Genomic DNA, 13557 nt, shown 5'->3' with positions numbered 1-13557 from the left:
CCCCCAGCGCGGTCCGGTTCCGCCACCGGCCGCCCGAGGGCGACCTGCGGCGTCCCGCAACGATCACACCCCGCCGCACGCGATGGCCCTGGCGCCAGACGCCCTCCCCCGCGACGGGATGCAAATAGTATGGGGCCGCCCGGGCCGGTGCTGATGATTCAGTTCGGGAAAAGCGGAAGAGGTTGAAGAGGCGGGATATTTTCCCGCCAACCCGACTATAGATTCGTGAGTAGCGTCATCTGTCTCCTCCCTGTCGCCGAAGGCTATGGGGAGGGGGACCGCCCCCGGGCCTCGCCTTCGGCGAGCCCGAGGACAGGCTCCGCGGTGGAGGGGCGCCGGACCGCGCTCCCTGCTTCGACCCCTCCACCCCTTCGGGGTCCCCCTCCCCACGGCGTGGGGAGGAGACGGAGACGGCGTCGTGGCCTTTGCCAACACCGTCGCGTCTGCCACTGTCCGCCGTCATCGTTCCGGAGAGCCTCCATGATCCGCACCGTCCTTCTGACCACGGTCGCCGCCGTTCTGACGGCGGGCCCGGTTCTGGCCCAGGCGCCGGATGCCGCGGGGGAGGCGAGGGCGCGGCGGATTCTGGAGCGGACGCCCCTGATCGACGGCCACAACGACCTGCCGTGGGCGCTGCGGCAGGGGCACGGGAACGATCCCTACGCCGTCGACCTGGCCGCCAATCTGGAGGCCTCGACCGATCTGCACACCGACATCCCGCGCCTGCGCGCCGGCGGCGTCGGGGGCCAGTTCTGGTCGGTCTATGTGCCGGCCTCGATGAGCCCGCCCGATGCAGCGGTGGCGACCTTCGAACAGATCGACACCGTCAAGCGGATCGTCGCCGCCCATCCCGGGGCGTTCGAGCTGGCCACGACCGCCGCCGACATCGAACGCATCCATCGTCGCGGCAGGATCGCCTCGCTGGTCGGGATGGAGGGCGGCTATTCGATCGATGATTCCCTGGGCCTGCTGCGCGAGTTCTTCGACGCCGGGGCCCGCTACATCACCCTGACCCACAGCAGGACGACGTCATGGGCCGACAGCGCCACCGACGCGCCGAAATGGGGCGGCCTGTCGCCGTTCGGCGAGGAGGTGGTGAAGGAGATGAACCGGCTGGGGATGATGGTCGACCTGTCCCACGTCTCGGAAGAGACGATGCTGGACGCCATGCGGGTGTCCGGGGCGCCGGTGATCTTTTCCCACTCCTCGGCGCGGGCGGTGACGGCCCATCCGCGCAATGTGCCCGACAGCGTGCTGCGGCTGATGCCGGAGGACGGCGGGGTGGTGATGGTCACCTTCGTGCCGGGCTTCGTCTCGGAGACGGTGCGGGCCTGGAACGCCGCGCGGGCGGCCGAGGACGCGCGGCTGAAGTCGCTGAACCCGGGCGATCCGAAGGCGGCGGCCGAGGGGCTGGAGGCGTGGACGGCGGCGCACCCGATCCCGGTGGCGACGATCGCCGACGTGGTCGCCCACATCCAGCATGTGCGCGACGTGGCAGGGATCGATCACGTCGGCCTCGGAGGCGACTTCGACGGGGTAGACGCGCTGCCGGTCGGGCTGGAGGGGGTGGACGGCTATCCCCGCCTGCTGGCCGCCCTGATGGCGAACGGCTGGACCGAGGCGGACATCCGCAAGCTGGCCGGGGAGAACCTGCTGCGGGTCATGCGCGCGGTCGAGGCCGTGGCGGCGGGCAGGAAGGGCGAGCGGCCGGGTCTGGCGACCCTGCCCGCGGACGGCCCGCCCGAATAGCCGCGCGGCCCAGCCCCCCCCCCGGGGGCCACGTGCGCGACGACCTGCCGCGTTGCGTGGCGTCCGTGCGGGGTCGAAGGCGAGCCATGTACCAACGGGGACGCCATTCGGCAGGATTCGCGGCGACGCTGTTCGCCCTGCTGTTCGCCGTCATCCTGCGGGCCCTGATTCCGGCCGGCTATATGCCGGAGGCGGGCGGGAACGCCTTCCATCTGGAGATCTGCGGCTCCGCCGGAGCCGTCGGAACCGACGGCGGCCCCGACCCGGACGAAGGATCTGACGGTTCCGAGTCGGTCTGCGTCTTCGCCGCCGCCACGCCGAGGGCGGGCCCGACCGACCCTCCGCCGCTGCCACCATCCCCGATCGTGGCCTTCGGCCACGCGACCGCGCCCGCCCTTCGTGATCCGCCCACGGCCGAGCGCTCCGAAGGCCCGCCTCCGCCGGCGCGCGCCCCGCCCCTGCCGATCTGAAGCCAGTCCCTGCCGGTCCGCCCCGTCGTTGACGGACGTGCGGTCCCTTCCTGTCGCCCGACCGGCGACCTTCAGATCGAGTCCAAGACCATGAGAATGACCCCCGGGGCCTGCGCCCTGCTGCTCGGCGCGCCCCTGATGGCCGCCGTTCCCGCCCACGCGCAGGACGCCGCCCTGCTCGATGAGATCATCGTCACCGGCGTGCGTCCCGACACTGCGATCCACTCTGTCCGGCCGGAGGGCGCAGCCGCGGCGGCGCCGGACAGCGCCGGCCTCGTCGCCCGCCTGCCGGGCGCGGCCCTGATCGACAACGGCGGCCTGTCCGGCCAGGTCCAGTACCGGGGCCTGTTCGGCGAGCGGGTGCTGACCCGCGTCAACGGCCAGCGCTTCCACAGCGGCGGCCCCAACGCCATGGACCCGCCGCTGCACTATGCGCCGATGCCGCTGGTCGCCAGCGTCGAGGTCGACCGCGGCATCAGCCCGGTGCGCAACGGCCCGGCCCTGGCCGGCGGGGTGAACGCCCGGCTGAAGGAGGTCGGCTTCGGCGATGCAGCAGCCTTCGTCCCCGCCTGGGATCTGTCCGCCGGCTATCGCTCGGTCGACGACGGCCGCAGCTTCGGCGGCGTGGCCGGGATGGCCAGCGACCGCTTCCGGATCAATCTGCTGGGCGCCTGGGAGACCGGCGGCGACATGCGCTTCCCCGGCGGCGTGGTGCGCGACAGCGGCTTCCGGCGGGACACCTGGGGGCTCTCGGCCGGTTGGCGCTCAGGCGCGGGAGACCTGGGGCTGGACCTGAGGGCGCAGGAGACCGGCCCGACCGGAACGCCGCCGTTCGCCCTCGACATCCAATATTTCGACACCGACTTCGCCCGCCTGAAGTTCGCCAGCCCGGCGGAGGCGACGGTGCGGGTGGAGGCGTCGCTGGGCCATACCCGGGTCGAGCACGGGATGGACAATTACAGCCTGCGTCCGGCGCCGGCCATGGCCTCGATGCGGCGACTCTCGCTGGCCGACGCGGAGACCCTGGTCGGGGAGGCGCGGCTGGTCTTCGGCACGCCCACGCGCAGCCTGGGCGTCGGCGCGGACTTCGAACAGGCCGACAAGTCGGTGACCATCACCCATCCGGACAACCCGAACTTCCTCGTGACCTCCCTGCCCGGGATCGAGGTGTCCCGCGTCGGGGGTCACCTGGAGTGGCGCGGCGCGCTCAGGGGTGTCGAGGCGGAATTGGGCGTGCGGGCCGACGCCCACCGGGCCTCGGCGGGCGAGGCCTCGACGGGCCCGGCCGTGCCCGCCGGGCCGACCCTGCTGGCGGCCGCCTTCAACGCGGGGAACCGGGACTGGAGCGGCGGGACGGTCGACCTGGCCGCCCGCTTCTGGCGCGACCTCGGCGAGGTCACGCCGCGCCTGACCCTGGCGCGCAAGACGCGGGCGCCGAATGGGGTCGAGCGGTTCTCGTGGATGCCGACCGAGGCCAGCGGAGGCCTCGCCGACGGCAACATCTACGTGGGGGACCGGGGTCTGCGGCCGGAAACGGCGTGGATCGTCGAGGGCGGATTCGACTGGCGGCGCGGGCCGGCCTGGGCGCGTCCGACGGTCTATTATCGCCGCGTCGACGACTACATCCAGGGCGTGCCGTTCGACGCCACCCCCGGCGTCGCCGACACCCGGGTCGAGATGGTCGCGGCCATGAGCGGGGACCCGACGCCGCTGCGTTTCGCCAATGTCGATGCCGAGTTGTACGGCTTCGACATGGACTTCGGCTTGCAGGTCACCGACCGGCTTCGCCTCGACGGCGCAGCCAGCCTCGTGCGCGGCGAGCGCCGGGACGTGAGCGACGACCTTTACCGGATCGCCCCGCCGACCCTGCGGCTGGCCGCGACCTGGGACGAGACGGACTGGTCCGTCGGGACCGAGGTGGCCGGAACGCTGCGCCAGAGCCATGTCTCGGCCGGCAATGACGAGACGCCGAGCGGCGGCTACGCCGTGGTCAACCTGCGCGGCGAGTGGCGTCTGCGGCCGGATCTGAAGCTGGAGGCCGGTGTCGAGAACCTGTTCGACCGCGACTATCGCGCCCATCTGGCGGGACGGAACCGGGTGGCGGAGTCCGATGTCGCCCTGGGCGACCGCCTGCCCGGCGCCGGCCGCGGGGCCTTCGTCACGCTGAAGGCGGCCCTGCGATGAATGCGATCGAAGTGGGGCCGCTGGTCCTGTCCGGCGAGCGATTCGCCATCATCGTCGGCGTCGCCGTCTTCCTGCTGGGCTCGGGCGTGCTGGCGAGTCGGGTCAGCGCCCGCTTCAATGGCTGGAGCACGGCGGCGGTGCTGGCGGGGCTGGGCGGAGCACGCCTGGCCCATGTGGCCGTCCACTGGAGCTATTTCGCCGACGACCCGCTGAGGGCGCTGGCGGTGTGGCAGGGCGGTTTTCTCTGGGTCTGGGCGCTGCCTCCGGTCGCCGTCGCCGCGGCGCTCATGCTGCGCGAGCGGCGGCTGATGCTGTGGGCGGCCGCCCCGGTGATCGCCTGCGCCCTGGCCGGGACCGCGACGGCCAGGCTGACCGCGGGGACGGAACCGACGCCGGCGCCGGCCATGGTCCTGGCCGATCTGGAGGGCGGGGCGGTGAACCTCGCCACCGTCGACGGGCGGCCGACGGTCATCAATCTGTGGGCGACCTGGTGCCCGCCATGCCGCCGCGAGATGCCGGCGCTGGCGCGGGCCCAGGACGCCCATCCCGAGGTCCGCTTCCTGTTCGTCAACCAGGGCGAGGGGCAGGCGAAGGTCGCCGGCTGGCTGGAGGAAGCCGGGCTCGAGATCGACAATGTGCTGCTGGACCGGGCCATGGCGGCGCCGCGCCACTACGGCGCGGCGGGGCTGCCCGTCACCCTGTTCCTCCGCCCGGACGGCCGGCTGGCGAAGGTTCACGTCGGCGAGGTCGCGCCCGAACAGATCGAGGCGGAAATCGCTCGCCTGAAGTAGACGGCGACGTCAGGCCGCGTCTGTCTGGCGCAACCCTTCCCACAGGGCGATGCCGGCGCTGACCGACAGGTTCAGCGAGCGGGCTTCGGGTCGGATGGGAATCACCACCCGGGCGTCCGCCGCTTCGTGCACGAAGTCCGGGGCGCCGGAGGGTTCGCTGCCGAACAGCAGGACATCGTCCGGCCGGAAGACGAATTCGTTCAGGGGCGTCGCCCCCTTCGTCGTGAACAGAATCAGGCGGCCCGGGCCGCGATCGCGCTGGAAGGCGTCCCAGTCCGCGTGCCGGATCATGTGTCCGAGGGGGCCGTAGTCCAGCGCCGCGCGCTTCATGGCCCGGTCGTCGAACCGGAAGCCCGCAGGCTCGATCACATGCAGTTCCACCCCGAAACAGGCGCCCAGGCGGATGCAGGCGCCCACGTTCTGCGGAATGGCTGGTTGAAAAAGGGCGAGACGCATTCTAAGGCCCTCATACGCGCGGCCCGGGGGCCTGTCGCGGCTCGAATTGCGACTGTTTCTCAAGGAGGCGGCGCAGTTTGCGGCGATGAGCCGCAACGCCGGGCCGGGCCAGACCGAAGGGAAGCCGCTAAAGCATCCATGCCGTTTCCCGCCGCACCCCCTTTCGGGCGCGGATCGCGGCGTACGAGGAGTAAGACGTGGCCGAATCGGTCGTGACTGAGAACGGTGAAGGCGGCGACGCCTCCCGCCGGGACTTCATCCACATCGCGGCCGGCGCGGCCGCTGTCGGCGCCGGGGCCATGATGGTCTGGCCGCTGGTCAATTCGATGAACCCCGCCGCCGACACCCTGGCGCTGGCGTCGATCGAGTTCGACATGAGCAAGGTCCAGGAGGGCCAGCAGGTCGTCATCAAGTGGCAGGGCAAGCCCGTCTTCGTCCGCTACCGCACGCCCCGGGAAATCCAGGAAGCCGTGGCGACGCCGCTTTCGGCCCTGAAGGACCCGCAGACCGACGCCGACCGCATCAAGGCCGGGCATCAGCAGTATCTGGTCCTGATCGGCAACTGCACCCACCTGGGCTGCATCCCCACGTTCGGAGCGGGCGATTTCGGCGGCTGGTTCTGCCCCTGCCACGGCTCGCACTACGACACCTCGGGCCGCATCCGTAAGGGCCCCGCGCCCAAGAACCTCGTCGTGCCGGAGTATGACTACCTCTCCGACACCCGCATCAAGATCGGCTGAGGGCGAGACCGATGAGCGATCACGAATCCACCTACGTCCCCAGGACCGGCATCGAGAAGTGGTTTGACAGCCGCCTGCCGATCATCCGCTTCGGCGCCGACTACATGTCGCTGCCGACCCCGAAGAACCTCAACTACTGGTGGACCTTCGGCGGCATCCTGGCCCTCTGCCTGGTGATCCAGATCGCCACCGGCGTGATCCTGGCCATGCACTATGTGCCCAACACCGAACTGGCCTTCGCCTCGGTCGAGCGCATCATGCGCGACGTCAACGGCGGCGACCTGATCCGCTACACCCACGCCAACGGGGCCTCGATGTTCTTCGTCGCGGTCTATCTGCACATGCTGCGGGGGCTGTACTACGGCTCGTACAAGGCGCCGCGCGAGATGATCTGGATCGTCGGCTGCCTGATCTTCTTCCTGATGATCGCCACCGCCTTCCTCGGCTACGTCCTGCCGTGGGGCCAGATGTCCTACTGGGGCGCCGAGGTGATCACCAATCTGATCGGGGCCATCCCGGTCGTCGGCGAGCCGATCCTGATCTGGCTGCGCGGCGGCCCGGCGATCGACAACGCCACCCTGAACCGCTTCTTCTCGCTGCACTATCTGCTGCCGTTCGTCATCGCCGGCTGCGTGGTGCTGCACCTGTGGGCGCTGCACCATGCCGGTCAGAACAACCCCGTCGGCATCCTGATCCCGAAGGATCGCATGGCCAAGGACACGGTGCCGTTCCATCCGTATTTCACGGTCAAGGACGGCTTCGCCATCGTGCTGTTCCTGATCCTGTTCGCCGTGTTCGTCTTCTTCATGCCGAACGCCCTGGGCCACGCCGACAACTACATCCCGGCCAATCCGCTGCAGACCCCGGCGCACATCGTGCCAGAGTGGTACATGCTGCCCTTCTACGCCATCCTGCGGGCCGTCCCCGACAAGTTCGGCGGGGTGCTGGCCATGTTCGGCTCGATCGGCGTGCTGTTCGTCCTGCCGTGGCTGGATACGTCCAAGGTGCGGTCGATGCGCTATCGCCCGACCATGCGGACCTTCTTCGTCATCTTCGTTCTGGTCGGCCTGATCCTGGGCTGGTGCGGGGCGCAGCTGCCGGACGCGCCGGTGATCGGAACGTTCAAGACCTTCGTCCTGATCGACGGCGACCTGAACAGCTATCTGTGGCTGACCCGTGTGGCGACGCTCTACTACTTCGCCTTCTTCCTGATCATCATGCCGCTGGTCGGCCTGCGCGAGACCCCGAAACCCGTTCCGGCGACGATCTCGGAACCGGTGCTGTCCGGCGGCGACGCCATGACGGCGGCGGCCCCGGCCTCGCCCGAGAAGAAGGGCTGATCGCGACCATGACCCTCCAGACGAATATCCGCGCCATGAAGAAGACCCTGGTCCTGATCGCGGCCGCCGCCGGCCTGGCCTTCGCCGCACAGCCGGCGCAGGCCGCGGGCGCAGCGCACAAGCTGCGCGACGGCGGCTTCAGCTTCGACGGTCCTTTCGGCGCCTTCCACCAGGGGCAGCTGCAGCGGGGCTACAAGGTCTACCGCGAGGTCTGCGCCTCCTGCCACAGCATGAACCTCATGCATTTCCGCACCCTGGCCGAACCGGGCGGGCCCTTCTACGACGCGCATCAGGCCAATCCGGCCGAGAACCGCTACGTCAAGGCGCTGGCCAAGGAAGTCCAGATCGCGGACATCGACACGGAAACCGGCGAGCCGTTGATGCGCGATGGCACCGCCGCCGACCGCTTCCCCAGCCCCTATCCGAACGCCACGGCCGCCGCGGCGGCCAACGGCGGGGCGGCGCCGCCCGACCTGTCGGTTATGGCCAAGGCCCGTCACGGCGGGGCCAACTACATCTATTCGCTGCTGACCGGCTACCGGACGCCGCCAGCCGATCTGCAGATCCGTCCCGGCCAGAACTACAACATCTACATGGCCGGCGACCTGACGCCGTTCATGCCCGAGGGCGCCCATGTGCCGCCGGGCGGCTTCATCGCCATGCCGAACCCGCTGATGGAGGGCCAGGTGACCTATGACGACGGCACCGTCGCCTCGGTCGACCAGATGGCCAAGGACGTGGCCGCCTACATCGCCTGGGCCTCGGATCCCAAGCAGGTCCAGCGCAAGCAGACCGGTCTGGGCGTGCTGATCTTCCTGTTCCTGTTCGCGGGCGTGACCTATGTGAGCTACCGCCGGATCTGGCAGGGTGTCGCCCACTAGGGACGCTCATGTGGCTGACGAAATGACCCGCCGGGGCCGCAGGGCTCCGGCGGGTTTTTCGCGTGCATCGACAGTCTGAAAGCGGCGCCCTAGGGTCCGCCCCGTCCTGTCATCGACCGAGGGTGTATCCGTCCATGCGTCTGTTCCCGACCGCCGCCGTGCTCGCCGCCGGCGCCCTGTTGTCCGCCTGCGCCACCATGGAAGGCGGGGGCGCCGCCTCGCCCGCCGCGACCTTCGACACCGCGCGGCTGTCCGAGCATGTGCGCGTGCTGGCGAGCGACGAATACCAGGGCCGCGGCATCGCCACGCCGGCCGAGGACAGGACCATCCGCTACCTCAGCGAACAGTATGCGGCGGCCGGGTTCCAGCCCGGCGGCGCCAACGGGTCGTGGACCCAGGACGTGGCGCTGAACCGCTTCACCGCCTCCAACTTCCGGGGCGTCCAGCTGAAGGTCGGGGACGAGGCCATCCCCCTGACCCAGGGCCAGCAGATCACCATCTCGACCCGTCTGCCGGGCAGCCAGGTCGCGCTGACCGACAAGCCGCTGGTCTTCGTCGGCTACGGCATCAAGGCGCCCGAGCGGAACTGGGACGACTTCAAGGGCGTGGACGTGCGCGGCAAGATCATCGTCGTGCTGGTCAATGACGCCGACTTCGAGGAGCCGGCGCTGGACACCTTCAACGGCCGGGCCATGACCTATTACGGCCGCTGGACCTACAAATACGAAGAGGGCGCGCGCCAGGGCGCCGCCGGCGTGATCATCGTGCACGAGACGGCCCCGGCCTCGTATGGCTGGGCCACGGTGCAGAACAGCTGGTCCGGCCCGCAGTTCGACATCGTCCGCGCCAACGCCGCGGCCGAACGCGTGCCGATGGAGGCCTGGTTGCAGCGCGACGTCGCCGTCGACCTGTTCCGGCGCGCGGGCCAGGACTTCGAGGCGCTGAAGGCCAGCGCCCGCAGCCGCGACTTCCGTCCGGTCGAACTGGCCGGCGCGACCTTCAGCGGCATGTTCGACGTGGCGACCAGCCGGGTCGTCACCCACAATGTCATCGCCCGCCTGCCGGGCTCGACCCATGCGGACGAGACCATTCTGTACACCGCCCACTGGGACCACATCGGCGTGGGCGAGCCTGACGCGAACGGCGACGCCATCTTCAACGGCGCCGTCGACAATGCGACGGGCACCGCCGGCCTGCTGGAGCTGGCCCGCCTGTGGGCCGCCGGCCCGCGGCCCGAGCGGTCGATCGTGATGATCAGCTTCACCGCCGAGGAGAGCGGCCTGCTGGGCTCGGAATTCTACGCCGCCAACCCGATCTATCCGCTGGCCACCACCGTGGCGGGCTTCAACATGGACGCCATGAACGTCTATGGCCGGGTCGCCGACGTGGACATCATCGGCTCGGGCCAGTCGAACCTGGACGCCCGCGTCACCGCCGCGGCGACGCGTCAGGGACGGAACGCCAGGCCGGACGGCAATCCGGCCTCGGGCAGCTATTTCCGCTCGGACCACTTCCCGCTGGCCAAGCGCGGCGTGCCGATGGCCTATGTCGACGGCGGCGGCGACTTCCGCGACGAACCGGTCGCCGCCCGCACCGCCGCCCGCGACGAATACGGTTCGCGCCGCTATCACCAGGCCGACGACGAATGGTCGGCCGACTGGGATCTGCGCGGCCAGGTCGAGGATCTGGAGCTGATCTTCAACATCGGCCGCGATCTGGCCAACAGCCGCGACTGGCCCGAGTGGATGCCGGGCTCGGAATTCGGCCCGGCGCGCGCGCCGAGCGCGAGCCAGCGCCGCTAGGGGCGAGTGTCAGTGTGGGTGAGCAAGGGGTGAGCAGGCGCACTCAATCGCTCACCAGCACGATTCACTGATACCGGGGGCGCACGCGGTGGGACCAGCGCAGCGGCGACATGACCAAAACTTAACGGGCGGTCCTGCAGGGCCGCCCTAGAGTGCGCGCCGTCACCCGGGGTTGGAGCTCACCTATGTTTCGCAAGATGATGGGCGGCGCGGCCGTCGCCGCCGTGTTGCTTGCGGCCGGCATGGCCTCGGCCCAGGACTTCTCGGCCGCACGGATCAGCGACAACATCCGGACCATCAGCGCCGACGAATACCAGGGCCGCTATCCGGGGACGGAGGGCGAGCGGATGGTCCTGTCCTGGCTGCAGGCCCAGTACGAGGCCATCGGGCTGGAGCCCGGCGGTCCGGATGGCCGGTGGCTGCAGCCGGTCGAGCTGAAGCGCTATACCCCCGTCGCCGGCGCAGCCTCGGCCAGCTGGACCGGGCCGGACGGACAGGTTCATCCGCTGACGCCGGGGACGGACATCATCGTGCGCGCCGCGACCAATGACGGCCGGGCCTCGATCCGGGATGCGGGCGTCGTCTTCGTCGGCCACGGCATCTACGCCCCCGAACGTCAGTGGGACGACTACGGCGACATCGATGTGCGCGGCAAGGTCGTGGTGGTGGTCGGCGGGGAGCCCGACGGTGAGCGGTTCAACGGCGAGTACGCGACCAATTACCAGTCCGGCGCCTCGAAGGCCGACGAGGCTTTCCGCCGCGGCGCGATCGGCATCATCACCCTGGCGCCCCAGCCCGCGGCCTCGCCGATGTGGCAGGGCGCCCTGCGGGGCGCCGCACGCTCCCGAACCCTGACGCCGGGCGCGGCCGATCTGGAGTTCTCGGGCGCGATCCCGCACGACACGGCCGCCGCCTGGGCCGCCGCCGCCGGTCTGGACATCAGCCAGTTGCCGAATATCGCGGACGGTTCGTTCAAGGCCGTCGCCCTGCCGGGCGTCAGCCTGTCGGTGGAGGCCGCAGAGACCATCGAGACCCTGGTCACCCACAATCTGCTGGCGCGCATACCGGGGACGGAGCACCCGGACGAGACGATCATCTATTCGGCCCACTGGGACCATGTCGGCGGCGCCGCGCAGCATCCGAACGCGCCCGGCGACAACATCTGGAACGGAGCCTGGGACAACGCCTCGGGCACCATCGGCGTGCTGGAGATGGCGCGGCAGATCAAGGCGGCGCCGGCGCCGAAACGCTCGATCGTCTTCGCCCATATGGCCGCCGAGGAGATGGGGCTGATGGGCGCCTACGGCTACGCCGCCAACCCGGTGTATCCGCTGGAGACGACGGTGGCCGACATCAACATCGACATGCTGCCGCTGTCAGGCGCCACCCGCGACGTGCCGATCTTCGGCAAGGGACAGAACGAACTGGAAGACCGGCTTCAGGCCCTGGCCGAGCCGCTGGGCCGCTATGTCTCGGACGACGGCATGCCGGAGGAGGGTTTCTACTACCGCTCGGATCATTTCCCGTTCGCCCGTATGGGCGTGCCGGCGATCATGCCGTGGCATGGGTGGGACTGGGTCGACGGCGGACGTGAGGCGGGAGAGGCCACGTGGCGCGCCAAATTTGCGGCCGACTATCACAGGGCCTCCGACGAATGGTCGGCGGACTGGGACCTGACCTCGGCGGTGGAGAACCTGACCCTGCTGTACCATCTGGGTCTGGACCTCGCGAACAGCGGCGACTGGCCGGGCTGGAAGCCGACGTCGGAGTTCGCCGTCGTGCGCGCCCGCTCGGACGCCGCGCGCCAGTAGGACGGAGGCGTCGGTGGCTGCCGTCATTCGTCCGCTGACCGGAGACGGGTCGCCCCCGGCGGAGGGCGCCTATGCGCAGGCGGCGGAAGTCGGCGGGGCGACGCGGTGGCTGTTTCTGTCCGGCCAGATTCCGGTCGCGCCCGACGGCTCGCTGGCGTCGGATTTCGTCGGCCAGTGCGAACAGGTCTGGGACAATGTCGAGACCCAGCTGAAGGCTGCGGGCATGACGCTGGACAATCTGGTCAAGGTCACGACCTTCCTGTCGGACCGGGCCCATGCGCTGGAGAACCGCGAGGTCCGCATCCGCCGGCTGGGCGGCCGCCAGACGGCCCTGACCGTGATCGTAACCGGCATCTTCGACGAGGCCTGGCTGGTCGAGATCGAGGCGGTCGCGGCGGCCTAGGCGGCCGGAGCCACCGTCGCCCGGGCGATCAGGGCGCGGGCCTGTTCGGCGGCGGCGCCGGTGGTCAGCCGGCCTTCCTGCACGTCGACGGCCCAGTCCATCAGGGGCTTGCCGGTGACGGCCCCTCGGTTGGCTTCTTCCTCGAGGTACAGGCCGCCACCGGCCTGGATGCGTTCGTCCCAGGCGGCGCGCACGGCGGCCCAGTAGTCCTTCGTTGCGGCCCAGTAGGCGTCGCCGGGCATCGGGTCGTAGTTGTCGACCTTGCGGTAGGTGTTGATCACATCCTCCTGGACGATGGCGGCGGCCTCGCCCCCGTCTCCCTCGGACGGGCCCATCTTCATATTGTCCTGGATGTGGACCCAGCCGGCCGGGGTCAGGGCGTGGCGGTTGGAGCCGAGATAGCGGTCGTAGGGCGTGTCGCGGATGGCGTCGCGGCGGGCCAGCGGACGCCATGTCGGACCGCTGGTCCACTGGCTCATGCCGTGGTCGTCGCTCCAGCGGCCGACGCCGCCATAGCGGGGGCTGTCGTCGGTCTGCCACACGGTCTGGGACCAGGCGCCGCGCCGCTCGTCGGCCGGCACCGGGGTCAGGGTCCAGCGGTTGGGGCCGGCGTAGGTCAGGACGGCCTCGGGCTCGTACGCCCAGTCCTGACGCCAGTGTTTGATGACATGGGAATTGCCGTTGTCGTCGGCCATGACGAGGATGTGCTGCAGGCTGATGCGGTCGCCGTCGTCGTAGACGACGCGGACGATCTCATTCCCGGCGGACAGCTTCTCCTCCAGCGGCTCATAGTCGTCGCGGAAGCTGACGGTCTCGCGCATGTCGAACCGCACCCGCCACTGGCCGGCCTGGGCGAGGATGGACTGGCGGTCGCGCTCGAACCGGCTGGCGGGGGCCTGGGCCGGCATTGGGTCGGGCGCGGTCTGGGCC

At 70.3% G+C, this 13557-nt stretch carries 12 protein-coding genes; 10 read left to right on the top strand and 2 right to left on the bottom strand.

From position 1 onward, the window contains the following. The first annotated feature begins 480 nt into the window (after positions 1 to 480). The 4 genes from VN378_RS10875 to VN378_RS10860 all read left to right on the top strand — a co-directional run bounded on the left by VN378_RS10875 (position 481) and on the right by VN378_RS10860 (position 5194). Entirely contained in the window at positions 481 to 1749 is a 1269-nt protein-coding gene (locus VN378_RS10875; protein ID WP_325743599.1) for a dipeptidase, read from the top strand. 86 nt (positions 1750 to 1835) lie between these two features. Then, positions 1836 to 2219, top strand: coding sequence for a DUF2946 family protein (locus tag VN378_RS10870; RefSeq protein ID WP_325743598.1), 384 nt, complete (start codon positions 1836 to 1838; stop codon positions 2217 to 2219). Between the two features lie 90 nt (positions 2220 to 2309). Further along, complete coding sequence (locus VN378_RS10865) at positions 2310 to 4403, top strand: TonB-dependent receptor (RefSeq protein ID WP_325743597.1); 2094 nt, start codon at positions 2310 to 2312, stop codon at positions 4401 to 4403. Next, on the top strand, positions 4400 to 5194 hold the full coding sequence (locus tag VN378_RS10860; protein WP_325743596.1) for a TlpA disulfide reductase family protein: 795 nt from the start codon (positions 4400 to 4402) through the stop codon (positions 5192 to 5194). Before VN378_RS10865 ends, VN378_RS10860 begins: the two co-directional genes overlap by 4 nt. A 9-nt stretch (positions 5195 to 5203) precedes the next feature. Here VN378_RS10860 and VN378_RS10855 read toward each other — a convergent pair whose 3' ends face one another. Next, the gene (locus VN378_RS10855; protein WP_325743595.1) at positions 5204 to 5650 is read right to left on the bottom strand and encodes a tRNA (cytidine(34)-2'-O)-methyltransferase; all 447 of its coding nucleotides are present in this window, start codon (positions 5648 to 5650) and stop codon (positions 5204 to 5206) included. A 197-nt stretch (positions 5651 to 5847) separates the two neighbouring features. On the opposite strand from VN378_RS10855, the gene petA reads away from it, so the two are divergent. The 6 genes from petA to VN378_RS10825 all read left to right on the top strand — a co-directional run bounded on the left by petA (position 5848) and on the right by VN378_RS10825 (position 12627). Beyond that, on the top strand, positions 5848 to 6390 hold the full coding sequence (gene petA, locus VN378_RS10850; RefSeq protein ID WP_325743594.1) for a ubiquinol-cytochrome c reductase iron-sulfur subunit: 543 nt from the start codon (positions 5848 to 5850) through the stop codon (positions 6388 to 6390). A gap of 11 nt (positions 6391 to 6401) precedes the next feature. Beyond that, on the top strand, positions 6402 to 7730 hold the full coding sequence (locus VN378_RS10845) for a cytochrome b (protein WP_325743593.1): 1329 nt from the start codon (positions 6402 to 6404) through the stop codon (positions 7728 to 7730). 8 nt (positions 7731 to 7738) lie between these two features. Then, complete coding sequence (locus VN378_RS10840) at positions 7739 to 8611, top strand: cytochrome c1 (RefSeq protein WP_325743592.1); 873 nt, start codon at positions 7739 to 7741, stop codon at positions 8609 to 8611. A 134-nt stretch (positions 8612 to 8745) separates the two neighbouring features. Beyond that, positions 8746 to 10413: a M28 family metallopeptidase gene (locus VN378_RS10835; RefSeq protein ID WP_325743591.1), complete on the top strand. Its 1668-nt coding sequence runs from the start codon at positions 8746 to 8748 to the stop codon at positions 10411 to 10413. Between the two features lie 185 nt (positions 10414 to 10598). Beyond that, positions 10599 to 12224, top strand: a complete 1626-nt coding sequence (locus VN378_RS10830) for a M28 family peptidase (protein WP_325743590.1) — start codon at positions 10599 to 10601, stop codon at positions 12222 to 12224. 13 nt (positions 12225 to 12237) lie between these two features. Then, positions 12238 to 12627 (top strand): RidA family protein, encoded by a 390-nt coding sequence (locus VN378_RS10825; RefSeq protein ID WP_325743589.1) that lies wholly within the window; start codon positions 12238 to 12240, stop codon positions 12625 to 12627. Here the strand turns inward: VN378_RS10825 and VN378_RS10820 are convergent. After that, the coding region (locus VN378_RS10820) for a DUF6607 family protein (protein WP_325743588.1) at positions 12624 to 13557 on the bottom strand (934 nt) is incomplete at its 5' end. The genes VN378_RS10825 and VN378_RS10820 overlap by 4 nt on opposite strands.

Source organism: Brevundimonas sp. (genome assembly GCF_035561115.1).
Classification (GTDB): domain Bacteria; phylum Pseudomonadota; class Alphaproteobacteria; order Caulobacterales; family Caulobacteraceae; genus Brevundimonas.
The sequence above is the reverse complement of the archived record's forward strand: the minus strand, read 5'-3'. Positions and strand labels throughout refer to the sequence as shown.